The organism is Pedobacter sp. A2324 (assembly GCF_059693705.1).
This window is the reverse complement of sequence record NZ_JCASSK010000006.1, coordinates 410,954-435,288: the sequence shown is the minus strand read 5'-3', so window position 1 is coordinate 435,288 and position 24,335 is coordinate 410,954. Positions and strand designations below refer to the sequence as shown.

The 24,335-nt window shown below is 42.1% G+C and carries 23 protein-coding genes, 2 tRNA genes and 1 riboswitch; of the genes, 15 read left to right on the top strand and 10 right to left on the bottom strand.

All coding sequences use genetic code 11. The features are described 5' to 3' along the window. Window positions 1-53: 53 nt before the first annotated feature. The 4 genes from AC570I_RS19080 to AC570I_RS19065 all read right to left on the bottom strand — a co-directional run bounded on the left by AC570I_RS19080 (window position 54) and on the right by AC570I_RS19065 (window position 3,296). Entirely contained in the window at window positions 54-947 is an 894-nt protein-coding gene (locus tag AC570I_RS19080) for a hypothetical protein (protein ID WP_497406751.1), read from the bottom strand. Continuing rightward, entirely contained in the window at window positions 948-2,126 is a 1,179-nt protein-coding gene (locus AC570I_RS19075; RefSeq protein ID WP_497406750.1) for an acetyl-CoA C-acyltransferase, read from the bottom strand. Between the two features lie 104 nt (window positions 2,127-2,230). Beyond that, window positions 2,231-2,404: a type II toxin-antitoxin system antitoxin gene (locus AC570I_RS19070; protein ID WP_082120747.1), complete on the bottom strand. Its 174-nt coding sequence runs from the start codon at window positions 2,402-2,404 to the stop codon at window positions 2,231-2,233. Between the two features lie 34 nt (window positions 2,405-2,438). Continuing rightward, complete coding sequence (locus AC570I_RS19065; RefSeq protein WP_497406749.1) at window positions 2,439-3,296, bottom strand: SPFH domain-containing protein; 858 nt, start codon at window positions 3,294-3,296, stop codon at window positions 2,439-2,441. A 190-nt stretch (window positions 3,297-3,486) separates the two neighbouring features. Here AC570I_RS19065 and AC570I_RS19060 point away from each other — a divergent pair, with 190 nt between their 5' ends. From AC570I_RS19060 to AC570I_RS19020, 9 genes are all read left to right on the top strand, one after another. Further along, entirely contained in the window at window positions 3,487-5,493 is a 2,007-nt protein-coding gene (locus AC570I_RS19060; RefSeq protein WP_497406763.1) for an HD family phosphohydrolase, read from the top strand. Between the two features lie 81 nt (window positions 5,494-5,574). Beyond that, window positions 5,575-5,661: transfer RNA gene (locus AC570I_RS19055), tRNA-Ser, on the top strand. Window positions 5,662-5,761: 100 nt separating this feature from the next. After that, window positions 5,762-5,835 (top strand) — tRNA-Pro (locus AC570I_RS19050). 533 nt (window positions 5,836-6,368) lie between these two features. Beyond that, a complete protein-coding gene (locus AC570I_RS19045) occupies window positions 6,369-6,707 on the top strand; it encodes an avidin-fold protein (protein WP_497406748.1) in 339 nt (112 codons plus the stop codon). 112 nt (window positions 6,708-6,819) lie between these two features. After that, window positions 6,820-7,407, top strand: coding sequence for a DUF4468 domain-containing protein (locus tag AC570I_RS19040; RefSeq protein ID WP_497406747.1), 588 nt, complete (start codon window positions 6,820-6,822; stop codon window positions 7,405-7,407). A 286-nt stretch (window positions 7,408-7,693) separates the two neighbouring features. Continuing rightward, the gene (locus tag AC570I_RS19035; RefSeq protein ID WP_497406746.1) at window positions 7,694-9,589 is read left to right on the top strand and encodes a 7TM diverse intracellular signaling domain-containing protein; all 1,896 of its coding nucleotides are present in this window, start codon (window positions 7,694-7,696) and stop codon (window positions 9,587-9,589) included. Between the two features lie 253 nt (window positions 9,590-9,842). Further along, window positions 9,843-12,929 carry a SusC/RagA family TonB-linked outer membrane protein gene (locus tag AC570I_RS19030; RefSeq protein ID WP_497406745.1) on the top strand — a complete coding sequence of 1,029 codons (3,087 nt, stop codon included), beginning with the start codon at window positions 9,843-9,845 and terminating at the stop codon, window positions 12,927-12,929. A gap of 11 nt (window positions 12,930-12,940) precedes the next feature. Then, window positions 12,941-14,815 carry a RagB/SusD family nutrient uptake outer membrane protein gene (locus AC570I_RS19025; protein WP_497406744.1) on the top strand — a complete coding sequence of 625 codons (1,875 nt, stop codon included), beginning with the start codon at window positions 12,941-12,943 and terminating at the stop codon, window positions 14,813-14,815. A gap of 36 nt (window positions 14,816-14,851) precedes the next feature. After that, a complete protein-coding gene (locus AC570I_RS19020) occupies window positions 14,852-16,024 on the top strand; it encodes a glycoside hydrolase family 88 protein (RefSeq protein ID WP_497406743.1) in 1,173 nt (390 codons plus the stop codon). A 101-nt stretch (window positions 16,025-16,125) separates the two neighbouring features. On the opposite strand, the gene AC570I_RS19015 is transcribed toward AC570I_RS19020, so the two are convergent. From AC570I_RS19015 to AC570I_RS19000, 4 genes are read right to left on the bottom strand one after another with little or no spacing between them, the layout of a single operon-like run. Beyond that, the gene (locus AC570I_RS19015) at window positions 16,126-16,383 is read right to left on the bottom strand and encodes a Trm112 family protein (protein WP_497406742.1); all 258 of its coding nucleotides are present in this window, start codon (window positions 16,381-16,383) and stop codon (window positions 16,126-16,128) included. Then, window positions 16,380-17,036 (bottom strand): thiamine phosphate synthase, encoded by a 657-nt coding sequence (locus AC570I_RS19010; protein WP_497406741.1) that lies wholly within the window; start codon window positions 17,034-17,036, stop codon window positions 16,380-16,382. The genes AC570I_RS19015 and AC570I_RS19010 overlap by 4 nt, the downstream gene beginning before the upstream one ends. Beyond that, window positions 17,033-18,070 (bottom strand): AIR synthase family protein, encoded by a 1,038-nt coding sequence (locus tag AC570I_RS19005; RefSeq protein ID WP_497406740.1) that lies wholly within the window; start codon window positions 18,068-18,070, stop codon window positions 17,033-17,035. The genes AC570I_RS19010 and AC570I_RS19005 overlap by 4 nt, the downstream gene beginning before the upstream one ends. Before the next feature lie 8 nt (window positions 18,071-18,078). Further along, entirely contained in the window at window positions 18,079-18,795 is a 717-nt protein-coding gene (locus tag AC570I_RS19000) for a class I SAM-dependent methyltransferase (protein WP_316799623.1), read from the bottom strand. Window positions 18,796-18,880: 85 nt separating this feature from the next. After that, a riboswitch (TPP riboswitch) is annotated at window positions 18,881-18,982 on the bottom strand. 68 nt (window positions 18,983-19,050) lie between these two features. On the opposite strand from AC570I_RS19000, the gene AC570I_RS18995 reads away from it, so the two are divergent. Next, window positions 19,051-19,233 (top strand): hypothetical protein, encoded by a 183-nt coding sequence (locus tag AC570I_RS18995; protein WP_316799622.1) that lies wholly within the window; start codon window positions 19,051-19,053, stop codon window positions 19,231-19,233. Between the two features lie 17 nt (window positions 19,234-19,250). Here the strand turns inward: AC570I_RS18995 and AC570I_RS18990 are convergent, their stop codons facing one another. Further along, on the bottom strand, window positions 19,251-20,012 hold the full coding sequence (locus AC570I_RS18990; protein WP_497406739.1) for a hypothetical protein: 762 nt from the start codon (window positions 20,010-20,012) through the stop codon (window positions 19,251-19,253). A gap of 137 nt (window positions 20,013-20,149) precedes the next feature. On the opposite strand from AC570I_RS18990, the gene AC570I_RS18985 reads away from it, so the two are divergent. Together AC570I_RS18985 and AC570I_RS18980 are read left to right on the top strand one after the other, a co-directional pair. Further along, entirely contained in the window at window positions 20,150-20,731 is a 582-nt protein-coding gene (locus AC570I_RS18985) for a DUF5025 domain-containing protein (RefSeq protein WP_497406738.1), read from the top strand. Between the two features lie 25 nt (window positions 20,732-20,756). Then, window positions 20,757-20,894, top strand: a complete 138-nt coding sequence (locus AC570I_RS18980; protein WP_497406737.1) for a hypothetical protein — start codon at window positions 20,757-20,759, stop codon at window positions 20,892-20,894. A gap of 26 nt (window positions 20,895-20,920) precedes the next feature. On the opposite strand, the gene AC570I_RS18975 is transcribed toward AC570I_RS18980, so the two are convergent. Then, window positions 20,921-22,009 carry a ligand-binding sensor domain-containing protein gene (locus AC570I_RS18975; protein ID WP_497406736.1) on the bottom strand — a complete coding sequence of 363 codons (1,089 nt, stop codon included), beginning with the start codon at window positions 22,007-22,009 and terminating at the stop codon, window positions 20,921-20,923. Window positions 22,010-22,109: 100 nt separating this feature from the next. On the opposite strand from AC570I_RS18975, the gene AC570I_RS18970 reads away from it, so the two are divergent. The 3 genes from AC570I_RS18970 (at window position 22,110) to AC570I_RS18960 (ending at window position 24,300) form a co-directional block, all read left to right on the top strand. Then, on the top strand, window positions 22,110-23,000 hold the full coding sequence (locus AC570I_RS18970; protein ID WP_497406735.1) for a winged helix-turn-helix domain-containing protein: 891 nt from the start codon (window positions 22,110-22,112) through the stop codon (window positions 22,998-23,000). Window positions 23,001-23,188: 188 nt separating this feature from the next. Beyond that, entirely contained in the window at window positions 23,189-23,407 is a 219-nt protein-coding gene (locus tag AC570I_RS18965) for a hypothetical protein (protein ID WP_497406734.1), read from the top strand. A gap of 329 nt (window positions 23,408-23,736) precedes the next feature. Next, a complete protein-coding gene (locus tag AC570I_RS18960; RefSeq protein ID WP_497406733.1) occupies window positions 23,737-24,300 on the top strand; it encodes a hypothetical protein in 564 nt (187 codons plus the stop codon). The last annotated feature ends 35 nt before the right edge of the window (window positions 24,301-24,335 follow it).

Here is a 24,335-nt window from a genome sequence, read left to right as displayed (position 1 = left end):
ACAAATATTTAGTATACCCGGAAGGTAATGAACTTGTTAGGTGACCCTAGAAATTAAAACTTCCTGATGGGCTTTAGATTTTTCTTCGGATCGGCATAGAGTTCATCCATTGCATTGGCTTCATTCGTCAATTCTACTTCCTCCTGTAATTTCAGTCTGCCTCCTATAAATTTAAAGCCATCGAAAGTACCGTCAGATCCGTAAAACTCGGGCCTTCCCACCATTTCAGGGTCAAAAGGAGCCAGGTGGTCGAACACAATCATTCCTGCCTTCTGATCGGTTTTAAGAACCATAGCATTCGATTTAGCATACTCGAAAATGATTCTGTTTTTACCCTTCAGTTCTTTGCCGTCAAAAACAGGCGCGCCAAAAACAAGGTTATCTTTTTCAAAAGTCAGTACTTCGATGATTTTTTTAGTGGTATTTTCATTATTGCCTTTCCAGCCTAATAATACATAATAAGGCAGCCGGTTTGATGTCTTAACCGGAACAATTTCATAATACCTCGCACCATACCATTTCTGGTTATTGTTAATGGCATTTGCATCAGTAAAATTATCTGTCTGATCAATTAAAGGATAGAGTTTTAAAGGCCCGTTATTCGTATTCATCTGTATCGTTCCGTAATAGCGGTAAGTGCCATTACTTTGCTTCAGGTACCAGCTCAGAACTCTGAACGCTCGGTCTGGCGATTGAATGACCGATACATTTTTCAATGAGTCGAATGGATAAGAGAAGGAATTAGGGATTTTTAAAGCCTCTACAAGTGTTTTTACAAAACGCCCGTTAATTTCGGTTTTTACCTCGTCACTTTCAGCAGCAACTGCGGCCGTGGAAATCTTAATAAGGGTATCCTGTAAACTGTTGAGTTTAAGGTCGTGTTGCTGAGCCTTTACTTCAACGATCAGCAACGCCAATATAATGAAGAGATAATATCTGATATTCATTTAATACATTTTCTCAATAACCAGTGCACTGGCACCACCGCCGCCATTACAAATTCCGGCAACACCTATTTTCCCGTTGTTTTGTTCCAGCACCGATAACAAAGTTACAACAATTCTGGCACCAGATGCACCCAACGGATGGCCTAAGGATACTGCACCGCCATTAACATTTACCCGATCGGGATTGAGATTCAGGTTCTGGTTATTAGCAATCGAAACGACAGAAAAAGCTTCATTGATTTCAAAGAAATCCACAGACGCCAGAGGTGTGTTTGCCTTTTGCAACGCTAAGGGAATGGCTTTTGACGGCGCTGTAGTAAACCATTCCGGTGCCTGTTGCGCATCAGCATATCCTAAAATTCTGGCTATGGGTTTTAAACCAAGTTCCTGTGCTTTTTCCAGGCTCATCAAAACCAGTGCTGCAGCCCCATCGTTTAGTGTCGAAGCATTTGCAGCTGTTACAGTTCCATCTTTTTTGAATACAGGTTTAAGACTTGGTATTTTGTCGAACTTCACAGCATAAGGTTCATCGTCGGTATCTATTACAGTGATTTCACCTTTTCTGTCTTTCACTTCAATCGGAATGATTTCTGCTGAAAACTTACCCGATGTTTGCGCAGCTTGTGCCTTTCGATAGGATTCAATAGCAAAATTATCCTGATCCTCGCGGCTGATGTTGCACTCCGATGCACAAAGTTCTGCCGCGGACCCCATATGGTAATCGTTATAGACATCCCAAAGCCCATCTTTTACCAGACCATCCGTTAGCTGACCATGCCCCAGGCGATACCCATTTCTGGCCTTATCCAGGTAGTAGGGTACATTACTCATGCTTTCCATGCCGCCTGCAACAATAATATCCTGATCGCCGTTGCCTATACTCTGGGCAGCAAGCATAATGGCTTTTGTGCCTGAAGCACAAACTTTGTTGATGGTAGTGGCGGGTAGGTCAGGAAGTCCGGCAATTTTAGCAGCCTGTGTAGCCGGTGCCTGTCCCAAGTTTGCCGAAAGCACATTGCCCATGTATACTTCCTGAATTTGTGCGGGTTGTAAGCCTGCCTTTTCAATAGCAGCCTTAATGGCAAAGCCTCCAAGCTGTGTAGCCGAAAACTGAGATAATGAACCTCCAAAACTTCCTATGGGGGTTCTGACTGCCGATACAATTACAACTTCTTTCATGAATTAAAAATTTTATGAACTTTTGGTTAGGCTACTAAGTTATATATTTTTTTTTATCTTCAACTAACGGGTGAAAAGTCATTTTAGCATACCAGTTCAATCGGTTATACCTTGTCTTCTTTTGATTGCCCTCTTTTTCTCAATTTCAAAGCCTGCGTAAGCAAAAATTCAATCTGCCCGTTAGTGCTTCTGAATTCATCAGCAGCCCAGGTCTCAATATCCTTTAGTAAGGCAGGGCTTATTCTTAAAACAAATGCTTTTTTATCTTTCTCCCCCATAGCTATTGCTTAAAGTTTCTCCCGGAAATGCATACTAATTATATAAGGTTCCGGTATTAACTACTGGCTGCACGTGTCTGTCGCCACATAGCACTACCAGCAAATTGCTCACCATTGCCGCTTTGCGTTCCTCATCCAATTCCACGATCCCTTTTTGCGATAATTTTTCGAGCGCCATTTCGACCATTCCCACAGCACCCTCAACAATCAGCTTACGTGCAGCAATAACTGCCGTAGCCTGCTGACGCTGCAACATGGCACTGGCAATTTCAGGTGCATAGGCCAAATGCGAAATCCTGGCTTCCAGTACTTCAATACCAGCCCTCGACAGCCTTTCGTTCAACTCATTTTCCAGTAGCTCACTTACTTTCTCTGCCCCGTCTTTCAGCGTGATACTGGTCTCTTCGCCTTCGGAATGATCATAAGGAAAAATATTGGCCAGGTGCCGTACGGCAGCTTCGCTTTGAATGTTTACGTATTGCATGTAGTTTTCCACCGAAAACACTGCTTTGGCGGTTTCATTAACTTTCCATACTACAACAGCAGCAATTTCGATCGGATTACCCAATTTATCATTTACTTTTAACTGCTGGCCGTTCAGGTTATTGGCTTTTAGCGATAGCCTTCTTTTTGCCGTTAATGGGTTTACCCAGAAAAATCCGTCAGCCTTAACCGTTCCCGTATATTTTCCAAACAAAGTTAAAACCATCGATTGATTGGGATTGATGATTAAGAAACCTGGAAAAATTAAGAAGATATCGATGGCCAATAAGATACTTCCCCAAAGAAAGACTTCTGTGAAAAAACAAAAAACTGATACACCTAAAAGTGCCAGACTTAATACGAAGGTTAAATAACCCGAGGGCGGACTAATGATTTTTTCCTGATACATGATTGATATTAATTTGATATCATAAAGTAAAATATAAAATGCGGTAAATGCAAACAAAACACTTAAAATTTATATTAGATAAAAATGTTAATTTTGAAAGCACAATAATTCTATCGCTTTGGCCAAAATCAAAAGAAATTCTCATAAAATACTGTACCGCAAGTATTCATCAAATCTCAAATATCTGATGATGATATTTACGGTTTTCATCATCACGCTTTTCCTTCCCAAACAACCCCGCTTCAGGTATGAGTTTGAAAAGAATACGGTATGGAAAAATAAAGACCTGATTTCCCCTTTCAGTTTTGCTATCCTGAAAACTAATCCACAGGTAAGTACCGATAAGAAAAATGCGCTTAAAGACATTTTGCCCGTTTATCAATATCAGCGGGAAGTAACCAGCAATTCGCTTGAAGAATTTTCGAATGAATTTGATATCAAATGGAAATCAACCCAGCTTGGTGAAAAAGACCGGATAGAGTATAAAACTCAGGCTTATAAAATTCTGCAGTCTGTTTATGATAAAGGAATTATTGGGCTCAACGTCAAACATCAGGCGGGAGGGAAGAATTACGACTTTTCGTTGATGGAGAATAATGTGGCAAGGGAGGTGAATACACAGGATGTGTTTACGGCTGAAACCGCATTGGATTATTTTAAAGCCAATTTCAAAGCGCCGAATCAGGTAGTTGTAGATTTAATTGTTAATCTGGCACTTGATCATATTTCCCCGAACATCGTTTTCGATGAACGCTTAACCCAGACGATCCAGGAAACCACACTTAATAATATTTCTACGACAAAAGGAATGGTGCAAAAGGGCGAGCTGATTGTAGCTAAGAATGACGTTATTGACGAAGATATTTATCAGAAGCTCGAATCGTATAAGTCAACCTACGATGCACAAACCAAAACCATTGGCAGCCGCGCACTGGTATATCTGGGGCAGGTTGTATTGGTAAGTTTCATCTTAACCATTCTAATGTCGTTTCTGTTCTTGTTTCGCAAGGATATATTTGCCGATAACCGTCAGCTGTCGCTATTATTAATTGTGACAACCGGAATGTTGCTTGCACTTACCTGGGCGATAAAAGTAGAGATTCCGAGCTTATATTACATACCTTTCTGCGTCGTGCCTATTATTATCAGGATTTTATTTGATACCCGACTGGCACTTTATCTCCACATGCTGGTTATCCTGGTTGCCGGTTTCTTCGTAGCCAATAGTTTCGAATTCGTGTTTTATCAGGTTACGGCAGGTATGGTCGCTATTTTTAGTATTAAGAACTTTGTAAAGCGTGAACGTTTTCTGGTTTCTGCCTTGTATATCCTGATGTCGTATTTCGTAGCTTTCGTTGGTATTGCACTTTTGCGCGAAGGCTCCTTTAGGGAAATTGAATGGATCAACTTTGTGCCTTTCATATTTAGCGTATTGTTATCATTGCTGGCTTATCCATTAATTTATTTGTTTGAGCGTATTTTCGGTATCACATCAGATGTAGCCCTAATAGAACTTACCAATACCAACAATAAACTTTTACGGGAACTGGCATTTAAAGCACCCGGAACCTTTCAGCATTCATTGCAGGTGGCTAACCTTGCAGAAGCGGCGATATTTAAGATAGGCGGTAATTCTGTATTGGTTAGGGCAGGAGCATTATACCATGATATTGGTAAAGTAGATAATCCGCAGTATTTCATCGAAAACCAAAATACAGCCATTAGTCCGCATGATAAATTGCCCTATGAACAAAGCGCACAGATTATTATCCAGCATGTTCATAAAGGAATAGAGATTTTGAGAAAAAATCAAATGCCTGAAGTGATCATTGATTTTATCCGCACGCACCATGGAAATACCAGGGTGGACTATTTTTATCAGTCGTTTTTAAAAAATACGCCAGAAAAATTTGTTGATGAAAACATTTTCAGGTACCCCGGACCGATCCCTTTTAGCAAGGAACAAGGGGTGTTAATGCTCGCTGATTCGGTAGAAGCTGCCTCCAGAAGTCTGAAAAATCCCGATGCGCAGAACATAAATGATATCGTTGAAAGGATAATTAATTACAAACTTGAGCAAAATCAGCTCGATGACTGCGATTTGACATTAAAAGATATCGAAACTATCAAATTGATATTCAAGACGATGCTCATGAGTATCTATCATGTGCGCATAGATTATCAACAAATTTTGTAATTTTTTTTTGTAGAATAGGTTGTTTTACTATATTTGCACACCTCAAAACAAGGTCGGTATGACAAAATGATTGAGGAAAACGGAGAGGTGCCTGAGTGGCCGAAAGGAACAGTTTGCTAAACTGTCGTACTGGTAACGGTACCGCGGGTTCGAATCCCGCCCTCTCCGCAAATTGAAATAAAAAGGCAAAAAATAATCGTTTTATAAATTATAAAACATATCTTTGCCACCCCTTGGAGAAGGGAAGTAAAAAAGAAGATACCAAGTTCGGGATGTAGCGTAGCCCGGTATCGCGCCTGCTTTGGGAGCAGGAGGTCGTAGGTTCGAATCCTGCCATCCCGACTTCAGAGGACAAAGTGAATTTACTTTCATTTTGTCCTTTTTTATTTTCTAATAAACCACCACCAACCGCGAATGATTTTTCAATAACTAAATATCTAAACTGAAATACCGCAAGCAAATAATTTTGTTCAATAGCAAACCAAGATTGTTCAGGCTTCAACATTGAACTACTACTTTCTGATCTTATTTCATTTGCCTCCCTGGGGACTACATTTCTATGAATACCAGGAACTAATTTTTGTTTTTCAATTATTCCCATCTGTCTGAATTCACTATCAGCTAAAGGTCCTTCTATAATCCAGAGTCTATATCAACAGAAAGATATCTGGTAGACTTTCCAAGAGGTTAAAGTGTAATTACTCTTTTCTTGCGCAGTGCTCACCCAATTCATGACTGGGTAAGCACTGGGTAAGCACTGGGTGACGACTGGGTAAGCACTGGGTAACACTCAGACGGTTATAACCCTGTCCTATAATGTGTCTATACTGGAATAAGTTTACAGTATAAGACATTACCCTTGTCCAATTAGCACGATGATCAATTATAATAATAGAATCTTCATTCCATCATCCAATTCTGAGAATGGGGAAACTTCTGAAGAGACAAAATTTCATTATTCGCAAGTGGGTACTATACTTACTGCCAGCTATTCAGGAGGTCAAATCCAAACAGGACACTTAATAGGTATTGTTAGTGCCGACGGCTCAATTGATATGCGGTATCATCAGGTAAATTCGTCCGGGCAGTTGATGACAGGAATATGTAATTCATTCCCTGAGATATTGCCTTCCGGAAAAATTCGTCTACATGAAACCTGGGAGTGGACTTCCGGCGATAGATCAAAAGGTTTTTCCGTTATAGACGAGGTTTAGTTTTTGATAATCTCGCCTTTAACTAACTTGCACTTTACATGTGTATTCCTTACGTAGTGTTATGGCCAAATGATTTATCTTTGTTAGTACATTTACTAAATGAGTTATAGCCATGAAAAATATATCAGGTAACCTGGAATTCTGGTCGGTTCTGTTTTTGATCCTTATTTCAACATCATCATATGGTCAAAGCTACCAATACCAGCAGGATTTACCCATCAAAAACGGTAAGCTGGTATACGAAAAAATTGTCGAGGGGATGGACGTAAAGAAGCCGCTATTATACGCCAGTGCAAAAAAGTGGATGGCTGATAAGCTTAAAAATACCGGACCTGTTCTCCAGTCTGAAGACATCACTACAGGACAACTCATCGGGAAAGCATTTTTAGACGTCCAGAACCGGTCTTCCCTGGTGAGCAGTCTTGAAGGATACCCGATCTATAAGTTTAGCGTTCAATTCGATGTCAGAGACGGAAAATACCGGATGAGGATATATGACATCCTTTTAAACATTCAGCCCCGGGTTGGAGAGGAAGTGACCGCTAATCTTGATTCGCTGATCCTGAAATCTCCGCCGATAACAGGAAAAGCACGCATTGACAGGGCGAAGGCAACTTCACTGGAATTGAATACCATTTTCCGGGGGCTATTGAATTCCTTTAATGAAATCATCAAGGAGGCCAGACTCGATGAGTTTTAAATCACTCATTGCCTGCGTGATAAATGTTAAGTGGATTTAAACCAGGCTTCATCGCCGCATCAAGGCAGGATAAAGGCAGTCAAATCCTACCATCCCTGCCCCCTAAACTTCGTGATAAGCACCTTAACTCCACCTTTTAGCGCAAAAAGGTAGTGTCACTGTGGAGTAGAGGTGGAGTCAGATTTTGCGAATAACCCGCTTAGGCAATAATTTTCAGCGAAATCTCACTTAGCAATTGGGTTTCTGCAATATTCTTTGTAATATAAGCCGACTAACCAAATTTATCATGCAAGTTACGTTCCAGTTCATCTACGGAAAGGCAGGGATTATTCGCACATTAAAATCCCTCAAGCTCATTACAATCGGTTTGTGTGCAACCTTATTTATTTTCACAGGTAAAATAAGCGCCCAGGTTCCGCTTAAAATTGATGACAATACCCCACACCAGCTCTTTACTTACAATCAAATCGACATTCTGGAAGATCCAACGGGTAAACTCGGCATCGGAGAGGTCATCACTTCAGTATATCAACATCAGTTTAAACCCAATAAAAACCGGATCCCCAAAAACGAGCATCAGGCATCTGCTTATTGGTACAGGTTTAAAATCGGTCACAATGAGGCCTCTCAAAAGAAATGGATCCTGGAGTTTTTTGATCAGTCCATAACCGACCTCAAACTGTACGTGTCCGACGGCTTCACCAGCTATCAGGAAAATTCATTCGGTACCCGATATGATTTTGCTAACCGGGTATATGAACATAAGAACTTTACATACGACCTCAATAATAATTCTAACAAACTGTTAACTTATTATGTCAGGATTAAATGTGATAATCCGGTAAGCGCTATTTTTGTGGTGCGCGATTTCAGGTGGTTTTTAGGCTATGCCATTAGCGAATACTTCATATTCGGGTTATTCTACGGTATGATCTTCGTGTTTTGCTTGTACAACCTGCTCATGTATTTTGCCATAAAAGGGAAACAATATCTGTATTACGTACTGTACAATCTCGGGATTGGCCTTTACGAAATGTGCAACGATGGTATTGCTTTCCAATACCTCTGGCCTTCTTTTCCTGCACTAAACACCTATGGATTCGGGGTTTCACTTTTCATCAGTAGCATATTCGGAATGCTCTTCACCATCAGATTCCTTTATCTAAAAGCAAAATCACCACTATTCCACAAGATAGTTTTGTGCACCATTTTTCTACGTACCGTATTTTTTCTGGCCTGTTTAATCTCTCCAACGCTTTTCAACTTTAAGATAATAGAAATCATCCCGCTGATCGTGGTTTTTTCATCTGCTATGTCCGTTTACCGGATGGGTTTCAAGCCTGCACTGTTTTTGGTTTCAGGTTACGGAATTCTCCTGTCTGGTTTCGCTGTTAAAATACTATTACTGCTCAAATGGATTCCTTACGGTACGCTGGTTTATTATAGTTTAAGTATTTGCTTTGTAATTGAAATGGTGTTGGTGTCATTTGCAATAGGAAACAGCATCCGGAGTTTAAGAAAGAAAAAGAACTTTGCACAAAAACGCATTATTGAACAGCTTCAGGTGAATGATAAGCTTAACCAGACACTGAATAATGAACTGACAGCGATGGTTGAATCCAGAACGCGTGAGCTTCGTGAGAAGGCAGAAATTATTGAGGCACAAAACGTGGAAATTTCGGTAATGAATGCAATGTTGAAACAGGATGTTAAAGAACTGAACCTGAACATCGAGCGTGTAACTAAGGCACGTGTCATGGCTAAAAAAGTGGATTTTGAAGAGTTCAGCAGAATCTATCCTGACAAAGAAAGTTGCTTTAAGTACCTCTCTGAGTTAAAGTGGTCTGCGGGATATGCCTGTAAAAAATGCAATAATGATCACTATTTAAATGGTGCCACACCCCATGCCCGTCGTTGTACCCGCTGTGGTTACGATGAATCAGTAATTGCCGGAACACTCTTTCAGAACAGCCGGATTCCAATTAATAAAGCACTCTATATGCTGCTATTGGTATACAACTCCAAAGGCACAATATCTTCCTATAAACTCTCTCAGATTCTGGAGATCCGGCAGGGAACCTGCTGGACTTATAACTCCAAAATGCAGAAGATTTATCAGGAAAAGAAAGACATGGTGAAAAAGGCCGGGGAAGAGGGGTGGACTAAACTGATCATGGAGTAGAATGGCTATCAATACCCTAAATCGCTTAAATATTCACAAAAAAAATCTTGCTGTTAAAGCGTATTACCCTGATTTTGATTAGTAGCTATAGCGCTGTCGTAAACAGCTTTTTTGTTTTTAAGTTATTGCGTTTAAAGTGTATTGGTTTTGTCTTTAACTAATTGAAATGTAGTGTTTTATGTGTAATTTCTGTTTGTTTTTTGGTTTTAAATAGAATACGTTTGTGTTCTTAATTTCTTAACCAAATACAATTATGAGAAAAAAAATTACGCTATTTTTTAGTTTGGTTTGCTTTATGCTGCTCTATGCCCACGCGCAGGAAGCCACCATAAAGGGAACTGTAAAAGACAAAGCAGGGGCAGGCATCCCCGGTGTTTCGGTGAAAATTAAAAACGCAAGAACGGGTGTCTCTACCGGGGCTGATGGTGGTTTTTCCATTACCGCACCATCCAATGCTACGCTGGTATTTTCAGCAGTTGGTTATACCCCGCAAGAGGTAGCAGTCAGCAGACGCACCACTTTTTCAATCACACTGCTCGATGAACCGCAGAACCTTAGCGATGTGGTGGTAATCGGTTACGGAACAGCAACCAAACGCGACGCCACCGGTGCCATCTCCAGCGTTAAGGCTACTCAGCTAGAGAATGAAAATCCGCAGAGTCTGTCCGACGTACTCCGGGGAAATGTTCCGGGACTGTCTGTAGGCCTGAGCTCAAGTGCCAAAGGCGGAGGCGATTTCCTGGTGCGTGGAAAATCAACGTTAAGCGCCGGAAGCTCGCCATTAATTGTATTGGACGGCGTGATTTACAACGGACAGCTGGCAGATATTAACCCCAATGATATTGAAACGGTAGACGTACTGAAAGATGCCAGTTCGCTGGCTGTGTACGGTGCCAAAGCTGCAACAGGAGTGATTGCCGTGACCACCAAGAAAGGTAAAGGCGATGAGCCGCTCATCACCATCAACACCAATGCAGGTTTCGCAGAACTGGCCAAAAACATGCGTAGTTATGATGGAGAAGATTTCCTGGCCTGGAGGGGCGACGTATTAAGGAGCGGCGCAACAACACCCGAATATCTGTATAATGACCCCAGAAATCTTCCTGCCGGAGTTACGTTAAACCAGTGGTTAAACGGTCAAACGGGCGATCCCGTAGATTTGTGGTTAAACCGCCTGGGCCTCGTGGCCAACGAAAAAGCCAATTACCTCGCAGGTAAAACAGAACCCTGGTACGATGATATCTTTAGAAAAGGGTTTCGCCAGGACCATACCCTAAGCCTGAGCGGAAGAAAACAGGAAATCAACTATTACATGTCTCTGGGTTACCAAAAGAACCAGAATGTAATTGAAGGTGGAGACTATACCGCCATCAGGGCCAGGATTAATCTGGAAGGACAGGTCGCAAAATCAGTCACACTTGGAATGAACTTCCAGTTCGCCGATCGCGATGAAGCCAGAACCGGCACCGGCTCACTCGAGGCAGACTGGACCCAACTCATCAATCTTTCCCCTTATGGAGACCGTTACCTCGCTAACGGAGAGTTGCGCCGGATCCCTACTGACGACAGCGGATTGAACGCCAGAAATCCTTTTTTAAGCATGACCTATAACGAAAGGATGAATAAACAGAATACCATTTTCGGAAGTGTATATGGCAAGGTAAAACTTCCGTTTGGCTTTAGCTACCAGATCAATTTTAGCCCCGGACTGGATTTCTACCGTACCTTCGATTACCGCTCTTCCAGAAACCCTGACGTGGTAACCCCCGGCGGTTCGGCAACCAGATCAAATGAAACCCGCTACAACTGGCAGGTCGATAACCTTATTAAATGGAATAAAACCTTTGCCAATATTCACAACTTCGACCTGACGCTGCTTGCAAATGCCGAAAAATACCAAACCTGGTGGACACAGGCAGGTAATGAGGGTTTTGTACCGGGGGATGTGCTGAGCTACCATAACTTATCAAGTGGTGTCAAGCCAACAACCAACAGTGAAGATAAAGTTTATACGGGCGACGCTTTGCTGGCCAGGTTAACCTATTCACTTTTACAACGCTACTACCTTACCCTTACCGTTCGCCGTGATGGATATTCTGTATTCGGCGTCAACTCAAAAAGAGCAACTTTCCCTTCCGCCGCGCTGGCCTGGGTATTTACCGATGAAAAGTTTCTTAAAAATCAAAAGTGGCTCAATTACGGAAAACTAAGGTTATCGTACGGGGTAAATGGAAACCGTGACCTGCGTAATCCTGATAACGGAACAGTGGATCCTTATGCTGCTTTAGCACAACTGACCAGTGGAAAATACCAGACGGTAACTCCCGGAGGCACAGCATCTGATGTAAACACGGTGCAGATTTCCAGCAAGATGGCCAATTCCAATCTGAAATGGGAGGAAACCACCGCACTAAATATTGGTTTAGACTTCTCGCTGTTTAATGACCGCATCAATGGTTCCATTGAAGCTTTTACTAAAAAAACAACCGATTTGCTGGTGCGCCAGACGCTGCCTAACGTAAGTGGCTATTCAAATGTATATTCTAATCTTGCCCGTATCAACAACAAGGGTGGTGAATTTAGTGTAACCACAAAAAACCTGATAGAAGGTAATATTAAATGGAGCACAAACTTCAATATCTCCTTTAACCGGAATAAGATTATCGCCCTTGCACTGCCAACCAACGATCCTGGTAACGGATGGTTTATTGGTAAAGACATCGACGTGATCTGGGATTACAAGGTAAACGGCGTTTGGCAGGCAGATGAAATGGCTGAAGCAGCGAAATTCACCAAAGCAGCAATTAAAGCGGGTGATTTCAAACTGGAAGATGTGAATGGAGATTATGCCTATTCTGATGATGATAAACAATTTCTGGGATATAAAACCCCACGCTATTTTCTGGCGATGAGAAATGAGTTCAATATCTTCAAAAACTTTGATTTCTCCTTTCAGCTCTTATCCAACTGGGGACAGATGAAACAGTACAACCTGGCAAAGAACCAGCCCGGAAGTGTAGGCTTTGCCCGCTCAAATTCTTATGTATTTCCGTACTGGACACCATCCAACCCTATCAACGACTATGCGAGATTAAATTCAGGTTCCAGTGGCACCAGCTTCAATGTGTATTGGGATAATTCATTTATCCGCCTGAACACCGTTGCCCTGTCGTACTCTGTTCCTGTAAACCTGCTAACTAAAATACGCGTTAAATCAGCAAAAATATATGCCAACGTCACCAATGCAGGTTATTATGCACCAACATGGACCTTTTGGGATCCGCAGAATGACGGACCAACTCCAAGATACTACACTTTAGGCCTTAATGTGACGCTTTAACATTGATGAATATGAAAAATACAAATAAAAACATACTATTCTTTCTTGGATTCGTTGCCCTGATCATAGCCGCAGGATGCAAGAAAAGCTATCTGGATTCCGAGCAGCTTTCGGCTTATGCTCCGGAGAATCTCAATAATCTCGTTGCCATGAAAGCCGCACTTAATGGTTTAGGTGCAGCAACCAGAAGAGAGTTTTTCGGCGATTCTGCACCTATGCTTACCGAATCAATCTTCTCAGACGTTGCCGTAGAGGGCACCACCGATAAAAATACACCTGCCCAGGACCTGATTTCGAGAATTACGCCCGATGCCAACCTGAACAGTGACGACTACAACAAAATAGGATGGTACTGGGAAAACGAATTCATTGCCGTTAGACAGGCCAACACCATTATCTCCAATATCGACAGGCCTAGCTACAGTTCCGAGGCAGAGAAAAACCTGATTCTTGGATCAGCATTATTTTACAGGGCTTATAACTATTACCGGTTGGTACACCAGTTTGGCGACGTCCCTTTACTTTTACAGGATCTGGAATCTCCTAAAGCCGATTTCTATTCTACCAAAAGAGAGGTGATCCTGGCTAAACTGAAAACAGATCTGGAGTTTGCACAAACCTGGGTAACCGACGGTGGTAATAAAGGTGAGGTGTCAAAAGGCGCAGTCAGCCACCTGCTCACTAAAGTCAACCTGGCCCTGGGCAAATTTGACGATGCTATAGCTGCTGCAAACAATGTGATTAATGGTGGTAAATATGGAATGATGACAGCACGCTTCGGGAGCACCGCTTCAGATGCCAGCAAAAATGTAATCTGGGACTTGCACCGCATGGATAACAAGTCCATTGCCTCAAACCGCGAAGCGCTGTTTCTGGTAATCGACAGGGAAAATTTCGTGGGCTTCACCGCTAACGGATCGCAGCTGATGAGAAATACCGTACCGGCCTGGCATTTTGCAAATGTAAAAACACCTTCCGGCGCTACGGCCATCGTCGATGCCGTAACTGCCGAAATTCCCCTCACCAGAATGTACGGCAGGGGGATCGGACGTTATCGTGGTACGCCGTACAGCACAAAATACATCTGGACAGATAATACGGATTACCGGCATGCAAAAGGGATGTGGATGGATATGACGGATCTGGTTTACAATAACCCAGCCTTGAAAACTTCATCAAACGCTGCAGACAGAGCCCTTTACGGACAGCCGCTACAACCTTATTCGTCGTCAAATCTTGCCCAAAGATTTACCAATGGTGCACTTGATACCATTCGGCATTGGTTCGGATGGCCGCATTATAAGGTGTTTATCAATTCTACCAACGCACTGGCTAACGATCCATACTGGACGCCACCACGCGGAACAAATACGGATTGGTACGTATTCCGATTGGCAGAAACTTATTTGCTGCGGGCCGAAGCCTATTACTGGAAAGGCGATCTTGCCCTTGCAATGGCCGATATCAATGTCGTTCGGGCACGGGCCAATGCAACCCTGTTAACCAACGCCAGTGCCATCACTATTGGTACTATTCTGGATGAACGCGCACGGGAATTGTATTGGGAAGAACCCCGCAAAACAGAGCTGACCCGCATTGCCTATATTTTCGCACAAACCGGCAAAGCAGCATACAATGGAAAAGTGTATACCACTGCCGCATTCTCCGACAATAACTTTATGTACGACAGGATTATGGAGAAAAATGATTTCTATAAAAACCAGGTTCCAACCCTGCAGGGCGTAAATTATAAAATTGCACCGTATCATGTACTATGGCCGGTTCCTGCTTCAGCTCAGCGATTTAATACCGAGGGAAGGATTAACCAGAATAAAGGCTATGCAGGATATGAACTTAATGTGCCTGCCCTCGATAAACTTCCGTAACTTGAATATGAATTTGAAGCATAATCTAGCGACTCCATGAAATTTAAAATCAATATTACATTACTCATTCTCCTGTCTTGCCACGTTGCAAACGCACAAAACGTTGATGTTAAAAAAGCCTTTGCATCCGCCGGCAAGCAAACTGATGTGCTTATCCGCAATGTCGACTCTGCCCGATTGGTGAAGCCTAGCCAGGTTTCACCACGCACGGTAGAAAAGGGTCAGTTCAAAATGGTCGTTTCAAAAGACTGGACAAGTGGATTTTTCCCTGCCGAACTCTGGTACTTTTATCAGTTTACGAAAGACGAAAAGTGGCTCAAGCTAGCCAAAAAGTATACCGACGATATCAAAGAGGAGCAATACAACCGGGGTACGCACGATCTGGGATTTATGATTTACTGCCCCTTTGGAAACGGCTATCGCTTAACCAAAGATACCGCCTATAAGGCTGTAATTATCCAGGCGGCCCGGTCGCTTGCCACACGGTTTAACAAAACGGCAGGCGTATTGAAATCCTGGGACCATAATGGCGATAAATGGAAGTACCCGGTTATCATCGACAATATGATGAACCTGGAATTACTTTTCGAGGCGACCAAAATGACGGGTGATTCTTCATTTTATAAGATTGCCGTTTCCCATGCAGATCATACTATTAAAAACCACTTCCGGCCAGACTTCAGTTCTTATCATGTAATCGACTATGATACCGCTAAAACCGGGAACATTTTACAGAAGGTTACGGCTCAGGGCTACGCAAACGAATCAGCCTGGGCGAGGGGACAGGCATGGGCATTATATGGTTACACCATGTGTTTCAGGGAAACGCAGTACAAGAAGTATCTTGCTCAGGCAGATGGTATTGCAGGCTTTATCTTAAATAATAAGATTACTCCAGCAGATGGTGTTCCTTATTGGGATTATAACGACCCGAAGATTCCAGATGCTTCAAGAGATGCCTCCGCTGCGGCCATTACGGCATCTGCATTGTACGAGCTGGCGAAATACAGCAGCAATGGCAAGAAATATAAAGCCGCTGCAGATCATATCTTGAGTTCACTGAGTAAAAACTACACCAGTAAGTTGGGCGATAACTATGGTTTTATACTCGAACATAGCACCGGTCATCGCCCTGCCAAGTCTGAAATTGATGTGCCCATTAACTATGCAGATTACTATTATCTGGAAGCACTGTTAAGAAGTAAATAGGAAGATTAAGTTGGAAACCTTATATCCTTGACTATCAAATGAAAAAGCCTGTCTGAGTACAGGCTTTTTCATTTGTTTTTATAGTGCTTCAAGCTGAAGCTTTAGGGCAGTAGCCTGGTATCTGTCAGTTCATGCTCAAGTTTCCACTTTTCCATTATTGGTTGTTCAAGTTCAATCTGACGGTATTCATCCGGCGACATAATCGGTACCCCATGAACAATAGGAAATTTACGTTTACATTCTATGCAAGTGAGTACTCCTTCCAGAACGTTTGAGTCGATGTCTTTTACAAATATGTCTAGCTTAAGGTCCTTTTTATCAAATGGACAGCATAGTTTTTCTATGGTTTTGGTTCTCATAATATTTTATTGTTTGTTGTTAATACTTGCTGATATTGCCTTGTTCGCGCAACGGGATTATCAGCGTTTAAAATCCCTGATATCACGGCAACACCATCGAAGGGTATCTGTTTACTCAACACATCCGCATTCTCCGGTGTGATTCCTCCCGAAACAAACAGCGGCAGATGGGTAAGCTCGCGTGCTGCGCTCACGGTTTCCGGTAATACAATGTCGCAACTCCCTGCCGAGCTCGAAGGGAACATCGAGCAAAAAGAGATATAATCAAGCTTATCCTTATGTGCGAGCCGTACCGTATCCAGATTTCCCGAACAGGTTACGCCGATCATAAAGTCTCTGGCCACTTGAGTTTTAATCCAGCTAAGATCATCCGGGAAAACATCGAAATGTACGCCGTCGAGCTCCGAAGATTCTTTCAGCAGGGTCCACTCCTGGTTGATGAGAAGCGGAATTTGATAGGGATGGGAAAGAATGGATATTTCCTTTATAAAACTCAGCTTATCTATCCCTTCAGGCCAGTTATTCCAGATCTGCAGCACATCAATTCCTCCCGCCAGTGCCAGCTTAATTTTATCCATTAAAGCAGCCCTCTGCATTGCCGGATCTATTACCAGATAGATTCCGCCTGTAATATTTTTCCTAATGTTGCTCATGTCCATCCTTTCTTTAGTGCAGAAAAAAAAGCACTCCAATACGGATCCGTAGAGAAATACGGCAGATCAACCAACTCATCCGCTTCGCGTATTTTGTATCCTTTTTCCTTTGCGGTGAAACTACCGATGATAGTCGCCTGAATATTTTCACGCTCGAGCTGATCAGTTAGGTTTTTTGCCTGGTCACGGCTTACCGCCATGATCATACTCCCGGCGCCAACGCAGAATCGTGGATCAATTTCAAAGAGCCTGCATACCTCAATGGCCGTCTGGCTTACCGGAATCGCATGACTATCGATTTCTACGCCATTGCCAGAGGCAATAGCCATCTCATAAACTGCACCCAATACCCCGCCCTCGGTTACATCGTGCATGGCATTCGCCTGTCCGGCCGCGTTAGCAATCATCGCCTCTTTCAGACTTGATGTCTGGTAGAAAAGCTCACATCCGTTCTGATAGGTTTCTGTTCCTAGTCTGGCCACCACAGTTTTAGGAAAACTCATGGATAAAATAGCGGTAGATGAGGTAGCACATCCTTTGGTTACTACAATGAGGTCGCCGGCCTGCGCTTGCCTGCTCAGTAAAATGTTTTGTGCAGGTGCCGTGAGCAGCATGGTGCCACCGCCAGCTATGGTCGAGTTTTGCCCCTCAATGCTACCGGTATGTCCGCCGGTAATCGCTACACCAATGGCTTTGCAGTATTGATGAACATGTTCCCAGTAAATATTGAAATCCTGTTTAGTCAGCGACGCAGGCAGGTTGAGCACCATTTGCGCATACATAGGAGCAAACCCGGTGGTAGCCATGTCGTTAGCCATTAAATGAACCGATAGCCAGGCTGATTCCTGCAAACCCAAAGAGGGGATCAAAGACAAGGGGTCGCTTGTCATCGCCAGTGCCAGTCCGCCGGGCAGGTTGACCACCGATACATCCACGCCAAAAGCTGGTCCGCAATGTACCTCACTACGGTTCTCTCCACAATGCTGAAGAATGATTTCCTCAAGACCATCGTTATCTATTTTTCCTAAGCCCATAGTTTCAACTAATCCCTGAAGTGAACGTAAAGACCAAAAAAATCTCCGTAAGGCAAACTCCATTGCTGAAGGGGAAACCACTTTGGTAAACCGGTACAGGTCCATTCAATGGTATACTCACGTCCTTTTAGCGCCTTATGAACCTTTTCAATCAGCATTTGCGGGGTGTAAAAGGTAGCCGTAACGTAGAATGGGTTTTTTCCGAATGCCTGCTGTATTCGTCGTCTGAAAAACTTGGGAGAATTTCGGTTCATCATCCCAAATGCAATTCCCTTTCTGCCCACTCTGGCGGCCTCCCTGATCACTTGCAGAGGGTCGCGGTAATACTCAAATGTGGTAATGAATGCCACTGCATCAAAGCTGTTATCTTTGAAAGGCATATAGTGAGAATCGGCATTGACCAGGTCGCCATCGAATAAGTGCACAGCCTGGCCAAGCATAAAGGGAGAAAGATCTCCGCCGGTGGCCTCAATGCCTATTTCTTTCCACCATCTGGTGAAGCGGGTAGTGCCGCATCCAAATTCCAGAAGTTCTTTTATGCCGGGATGGCTGGTGAGTAACTGACCCATCACCTTTTTCTGCCACACCTCTGCACGTTTGTAACGCCCTTCGTACCATTGCTCGTAAGTATCGGTATGTTCGCGGTTAAAAAACCATTCTTTCCGTCCCTGCCAGTTAGTAAGTTGGTCTGAAAGTACGCTAAAGCTTTTTTGTTCTAATTGCATATGTTTAAATATTTATTCCTGTCAGCTAACCGGTTTTAACGGATAGTGAACAGGGCAAAAATTCAAACAGCCAGGCAGCCGCAATCCTTTTGAGCCAATGCATCCCTACGCCGGTATTATCCGTGTCAGGTTCGCGGGTATTCATCTCAGCCTTCAACATTAGTTAAAAGCACCCCGTGCAACAATGGCAAATATATTGATTTTAAATTCTTTTTTGCAAACACTTATTGGCCTGTAATTTGCTTCACAGTGCTTATGAAAATACAAATAGAAGCCACAACCCAGCAACTTAATAGCCTCATTCAGCTTTTAGAACCAAATTCTGAATTAGCGGATTTAAAACAGCAGTTGATAACCGCTATAGCGATGGATAACCATGAACAGATGGATGATATTCCAAAACCAGGTGATCATCCCATTATAGATAGGTTTGAATAGGAGCGGGCAGGTTGAACTTATTCATTCCTTTTTACCCCTTCAGCAACCGGTTCAGGATCTAAAATAAATCGCTTTTTAACGGCATTGTAGCTTACATTCAGGTAGCCGCCAACCCGCCCGATTTGATTGGAAACGTAGAAGTTATTTCCATTACTAAGGGTAACATTATCATAAATAATGGTCATGATGTTGCCCGTAGGTGTATCAATGTTTTCAAAGTTAAGCGTCTGAAAAATAGTATTGGTTTTTTTGTTAATGATCCTCAATGCGGTCATATTTGCATCTTCACCGGTACTCTTCTTTGCATACAAACCGACAAAATAATAGTCGTTCAACGATGCAAGCTGAAGGATTTTAATATCCTTAAACGCCTCATCTGAGAGATCGCTCAGTTTATTGTCAAGCTTAAGTTTAACTATTCGTTTGTTTATTCCACTATTCCAGGTACCAATTAATTGCTGATTGGAAAACCGGAGTTGAAAGATTGCTGAAACCTTCCCATTGCTCCCAAGCTCGTAAAGTTCAATCTCATTAGTTTTTTGCTTAAATCTGCCTTCTAATCTGATGGGGTTGTTGAATTTGTCATACTTATAAACTCCAATTGCATTAAAAGTTTTTTTCGCAGCCTCACCAAAGTAGCCGTCTCTTAACTGAAATGATAAGGTAACCGGGTAATGATCAATAGCGCCAGCGTAATTGTAGATTTTGTACCAGCCTCCAAAGGAATCTACAGATGTTAAAACGAAAATGGCGAGCAGTGTAATAAGTTTTGCTTTCATGGAGTGTATTAGAAAACGTCAAAAATAATTTACAGATAAGTTAATAGTCAAATCTAAATCTTTTTTTGATTTCTTGTTTAGCTTATAAACCTATTTTGAAGTAGTCGTTCGATTTGAATTTGTTATATTTGTTATCTATGAAAACGCATAATACAATACTTACACTTTTGTTTCCCGTATTATTCTTTTCCTGTAAGAAAGACGTCGCCGAGGTAACTGAAAAACAACCCTATGTCCAGTACTTCAAAGCAAACGTAGCTGGTCAGTCTCTAGATATAAAAGGATCAAATTCTACAAACAGAGAAATTTTCCGCGGCAGCAGAACCATAATCGGCGACGCTGATGGTACGCAACATGAGATGTATACGGTAAATGTCGCCCTTCAGGCTACAGTTCTCAACACCACATCCCCTTCAAAACTGCAGTTTCAAATATTCGATATCAGGCTAAAGGAATATCAGCTAGCAAACGGTGATGCCTACCAAAAGAATTTTTCAACGCATATTTTTTTGGTAACCGACCTGGGTATGCCAGATTCAAAGTTATATACCACCAGCGCTGTTAAGTCGCCGTTTCATATTGTTATTTCAAAATACGATATGCCAAAAGACAGTGGAATTCCTTTTGTCGGGGGCAAACTGGATGGTGTATTATACAATGTCAAAAACCTTCAGGATTCGATTGTGATCCGCAATGGTGTGTTTGACGTTAGGTTTTAAACTAAAGCTGGCTTATCTTTAGCCAATGCCTCGAAAAACTCCATCTATACCTGTAAATCACTTTGGCGATGAATATGGCCTCGGGCTTAGTATCGAACGCTTCAGTTTTGAAGATTTGCCGGATATGGGTGAATGGGAACAACCGGAATCAATACCGAAATAGCCTTGGTTTCTAAGTAGATATAAAAGCTACTTGAAGTCTTTGATTGCCGTACCATCATACCGGTGTACCCCATCAAAATCACCAAACCAGATATTCCCTTTTTCGTCTTCCTGAATTCCGAAGATCATGGGCTTATAAACAATTTCAGTTGTCATCGGTCTTTTATCAGTTAGCGATTCCGCATGATAGCGTGTAAGCGCCCAGGCAGGGCCTTTCGACCTATTTCCAGTCGCCGTGTTGGTATTGTCAGCGCGTTCGGAACTTGTCCATATGTTTCCTTTCTTATCTTCATAGATGTAGCCTACAAATCTTCTGGTCAAACAAGTAAAAGTTTTGCCGTTGTAGCGCCAAAGCCCATCTGCACCGCCCAACCAGATATTGCCGTTTTTATCTTTAATGATGGAACGCATATTGGTAAAAGGTTTACCATCAATATTGGTTAAAGTGATAAACGTTTTTCCGTTGTAAATGGTAGTGTAACCGCGTGTCGCGATCCAATATCTCCCTCTCTCATCTTCGATAATGCCATTCACATCATTGTGCATCCAGCTGTCTTTCGGAAGCGTGTGCTGGTAAGCTGAGCTGTGGACAGAATCAGCCTGAGCAAGGGTATTGGCCTTATTCATTTTGATATTTCGAAAAGCTTTACCATCATAAATGCTTACCCCATTCTCTGTTCCAAACCAAACATCGCCACTCTTATCTTCGTAAATATGAGTCACTCTGTCGCTGGCCAGCCCATCCTTCGTTGTAAAGTTCTGAAACGATTTCCCATTGTAGTAATAAATGCCCGAACCCACAGAAGCAAACCAGAAATTGCCTTTCATGTCTTCCAAAACAGAAAAGAAGCGTGCCGAACTCACACCGCTGGTCATATTCGTAAACGTTTTTCCGTCATATTTAAAAACACCACTCCATGAAGCAATCCACATATTGCCATTACTGTCTCTTTTAATTGTTCTCACAATACCTTTCGGGATAGGAGTAAGTGGTAAATCGCCAGTGTAAACATAATCCTGAGCGTCGTTTTTTTGTTGTCCTCTTGCTGGCAACTGAAGAAATATTACTGCCATCAAAAAGAGCAGGAAACAAAAAGCATTCGTTGTATTTTTCATGTTTTTTAAATTGGTTCAGCGAAATTACTTTGATATCTTTCCTACAGCCTAATCTGGATTGTAAAAAAAATTGTAAACTTTGTAAATAAAACCTGATCACATGCAAACCGCCCGAAATCTGTTTACCGGAAACCATAAATATATGGTCGGATTGATATTACTTTGTTTTATCTCCGCTATTTGTGTGGCTTGCAGCACGGGCGGTGTTGATGATTTCGATCAATCCAAAAGAGAAATCTTACTTCGCAAATTAGGGCATGAGTTGCTGTTGCAATCAGGCGATCGTACATCAAGGGTGCTGCCCGTGAAAAAGATTGATGAAAACAATTATCAAATCAGCTTTGAGCACGAGTTTAGTTTTCTGCCGGATGCTTTGGTAAATACCACACGGCGTCTGCTGGCCCACGATCCACTCGCGAAAGATTATATGGTTAATGTGCTCAAAAGCGGCAGCACTGCTGTAGTGTATGGTTATGCCATTTCAACAAATAAGCGTGATGATATCATATCCTGTAAAGGAAGAATGCAACCTAAAGCGTCCTATCTGATTAATGTCAAATTCAAACCTACAAAAGGCAGTCCGGCTAACAAAGAGTATTTGCTTGGTAGCCTGTCATTCCTGGCCTTCGTTGGATTTTTCGTTTTGAAGTCCGCTAAGCCGTTAAAATCGCTGCCTGATGATTTGCCCGATGATGTATTCAGGCTAGGTTCGATACTTTTCAATGAGCAGCAAAAAACGCTTCAGATAGATGAAAATACGATTGATCTTACGGGGACAGAAACGCGGGTGCTCCGTATTTTCGCACGCCACCCAAATCAAACCATCGAGCGAAGCCGGCTGCAAAAGGAAATCTGGGAAGATGATGGTGTTATTGTTGGGCGAAGTCTGGATATGTTCATTTCAAAACTCAGAAAAAAACTGGAAACTGATGCCTCTGTTAATATCGTGGTGATCCGGGGGAAAGGGTATAAACTGGAAATGGGTGCTTAAATTATAGAACAAATGGAAACCGATTTCACCAATATAGCCTATCTCGAAAAAGGAAATGCCAAGCAGATGATTGTTTACGATTTGCTTTCCCGGTCCGGGATAATGCATCGGCTGGGTCATTTGATTCTCGGATATATATTGTTTTTAATCAAAAATAATTATATTTGACTGTATCAAAATCAAATTAAATGCGCGATTTCACCTCTCACAGTACCATGGAAGTTGGTCCGGTAGGCCTCTCCATTATTTTACTTCTCTACATTTGCTTATGCTTAATTTCAGCAAGCTACGGGCGGCCAACTAAATTCGGATTTTGGAAATCGTTCATTCTTAGCCTGATCATAACGCCTTACTTTGCAGAGATGATCTTGATTTACCTGAGAAACGAAAAAGCGGTTAGAAGATAGCTGATTGACATTTACTAATTACAAACTCGAATCCTTGTGTTTGAAAAAATACACCAATGCGATTGTAGTAATCATCGAAGATCCAATCTGGACTGGTATAGGAATTTCTAACTGTAGAAAGAGATTTGCTGCATAAAAAACAACATTGTAAATCAAAAGCATTGTCAATGCAATCAGGTAAATTTTCATAGGATGTTAATTAATATTTTAAATATAGTAAATTTTCATACACTTATAAATAATCGGTGACGCCTGATTCACACTCCCTTGCATATCCTGCGACGAATGCATACATTAGTCTCCCAAGATAAATGCTAAATACCTTAAATATGTTAATAACCAAGGTTTTTTATATCATCCTATTTGTTTTCTTTACGCCAATCCTAATCAGCTGCACCAATAACAATCACAAATTGATTTCCATTTCAATAAATGATAGCACGATAAAAAGTAGTTCCGATCGCCGCATTCCACGGCAAGCTTCTCCGGCATCTCGTACAGAAAATGAAATCGCAGGCACCTATGTCATCGTTAACGGGCCAGTAGAAGCTGATAAGTGCTCCATAACAATTACCATTTCAAAGAATGCTAATGGCTATAGTTATACGTTCAAATCTGATAGCAGGTTGTTGAAAGGAAAGCTCTCGGTTGAAGCGACCGGTGAAAAAAATGGTTATTACATTACACTCGAAGGCATTGAATGGAGCGAATATGAAGGGGAACTGGATGATGAGGGTGAGTCCAAATCAAAAGAGGGCTTAGATTTACCCGTAGGTGTAGATGCATTACTTCAGGATCGTTCAATCACGCTGCAAAATTACGGCAACTCCATGAACTATTATGTAAAGCTTGCCGACTGTGGTAAAAAGTACATTATGCTGAATAAGCAATGAGTTTCCAACAGTCACCATTCATCTGTATAAAAAAG

Bases quoted from the DNA above. Each gene is read 5' to 3' on its own strand.
- AC570I_RS19080 (WP_497406751.1), bottom strand. From the start codon at position 947: ATGAATATCAGATATTATCTCTTCATTATATTGGCGTTGCTGATCGTT.
- AC570I_RS19075 (WP_497406750.1), bottom strand. From the start codon at position 2,126: ATGAAAGAAGTTGTAATTGTATCGGCAGTCAGAACCCCCATAGGAAGT.
- AC570I_RS19070 (WP_082120747.1), bottom strand. From the start codon at position 2,404: ATGGGGGAGAAAGATAAAAAAGCATTTGTTTTAAGAATAAGCCCTGCC.
- AC570I_RS19065 (WP_497406749.1), bottom strand. From the start codon at position 3,296: ATGTATCAGGAAAAAATCATTAGTCCGCCCTCGGGTTATTTAACCTTC.
- AC570I_RS19060 (WP_497406763.1), top strand. From the start codon at position 3,487: ATGATATTTACGGTTTTCATCATCACGCTTTTCCTTCCCAAACAACCC.
- AC570I_RS19045 (WP_497406748.1), top strand. From the start codon at position 6,369: ATGATCAATTATAATAATAGAATCTTCATTCCATCATCCAATTCTGAG.
- AC570I_RS19040 (WP_497406747.1), top strand. From the start codon at position 6,820: ATGAAAAATATATCAGGTAACCTGGAATTCTGGTCGGTTCTGTTTTTG.
- AC570I_RS19035 (WP_497406746.1), top strand. From the start codon at position 7,694: ATGCAAGTTACGTTCCAGTTCATCTACGGAAAGGCAGGGATTATTCGC.
- AC570I_RS19030 (WP_497406745.1), top strand. From the start codon at position 9,843: ATGAGAAAAAAAATTACGCTATTTTTTAGTTTGGTTTGCTTTATGCTG.
- AC570I_RS19025 (WP_497406744.1), top strand. From the start codon at position 12,941: ATGAAAAATACAAATAAAAACATACTATTCTTTCTTGGATTCGTTGCC.
- AC570I_RS19020 (WP_497406743.1), top strand. From the start codon at position 14,852: ATGAAATTTAAAATCAATATTACATTACTCATTCTCCTGTCTTGCCAC.
- AC570I_RS19015 (WP_497406742.1), bottom strand. From the start codon at position 16,383: ATGAGAACCAAAACCATAGAAAAACTATGCTGTCCATTTGATAAAAAG.
- AC570I_RS19010 (WP_497406741.1), bottom strand. From the start codon at position 17,036: ATGAGCAACATTAGGAAAAATATTACAGGCGGAATCTATCTGGTAATA.
- AC570I_RS19005 (WP_497406740.1), bottom strand. From the start codon at position 18,070: ATGGGCTTAGGAAAAATAGATAACGATGGTCTTGAGGAAATCATTCTT.
- AC570I_RS19000 (WP_316799623.1), bottom strand. From the start codon at position 18,795: ATGCAATTAGAACAAAAAAGCTTTAGCGTACTTTCAGACCAACTTACT.
- AC570I_RS18995 (WP_316799622.1), top strand. From the start codon at position 19,051: ATGAAAATACAAATAGAAGCCACAACCCAGCAACTTAATAGCCTCATT.
- AC570I_RS18990 (WP_497406739.1), bottom strand. From the start codon at position 20,012: ATGAAAGCAAAACTTATTACACTGCTCGCCATTTTCGTTTTAACATCT.
- AC570I_RS18985 (WP_497406738.1), top strand. From the start codon at position 20,150: ATGAAAACGCATAATACAATACTTACACTTTTGTTTCCCGTATTATTC.
- AC570I_RS18980 (WP_497406737.1), top strand. From the start codon at position 20,757: ATGCCTCGAAAAACTCCATCTATACCTGTAAATCACTTTGGCGATGAA.
- AC570I_RS18975 (WP_497406736.1), bottom strand. From the start codon at position 22,009: ATGAAAAATACAACGAATGCTTTTTGTTTCCTGCTCTTTTTGATGGCA.
- AC570I_RS18970 (WP_497406735.1), top strand. From the start codon at position 22,110: ATGCAAACCGCCCGAAATCTGTTTACCGGAAACCATAAATATATGGTC.
- AC570I_RS18965 (WP_497406734.1), top strand. From the start codon at position 23,189: ATGCGCGATTTCACCTCTCACAGTACCATGGAAGTTGGTCCGGTAGGC.
- AC570I_RS18960 (WP_497406733.1), top strand. From the start codon at position 23,737: ATGTTAATAACCAAGGTTTTTTATATCATCCTATTTGTTTTCTTTACG.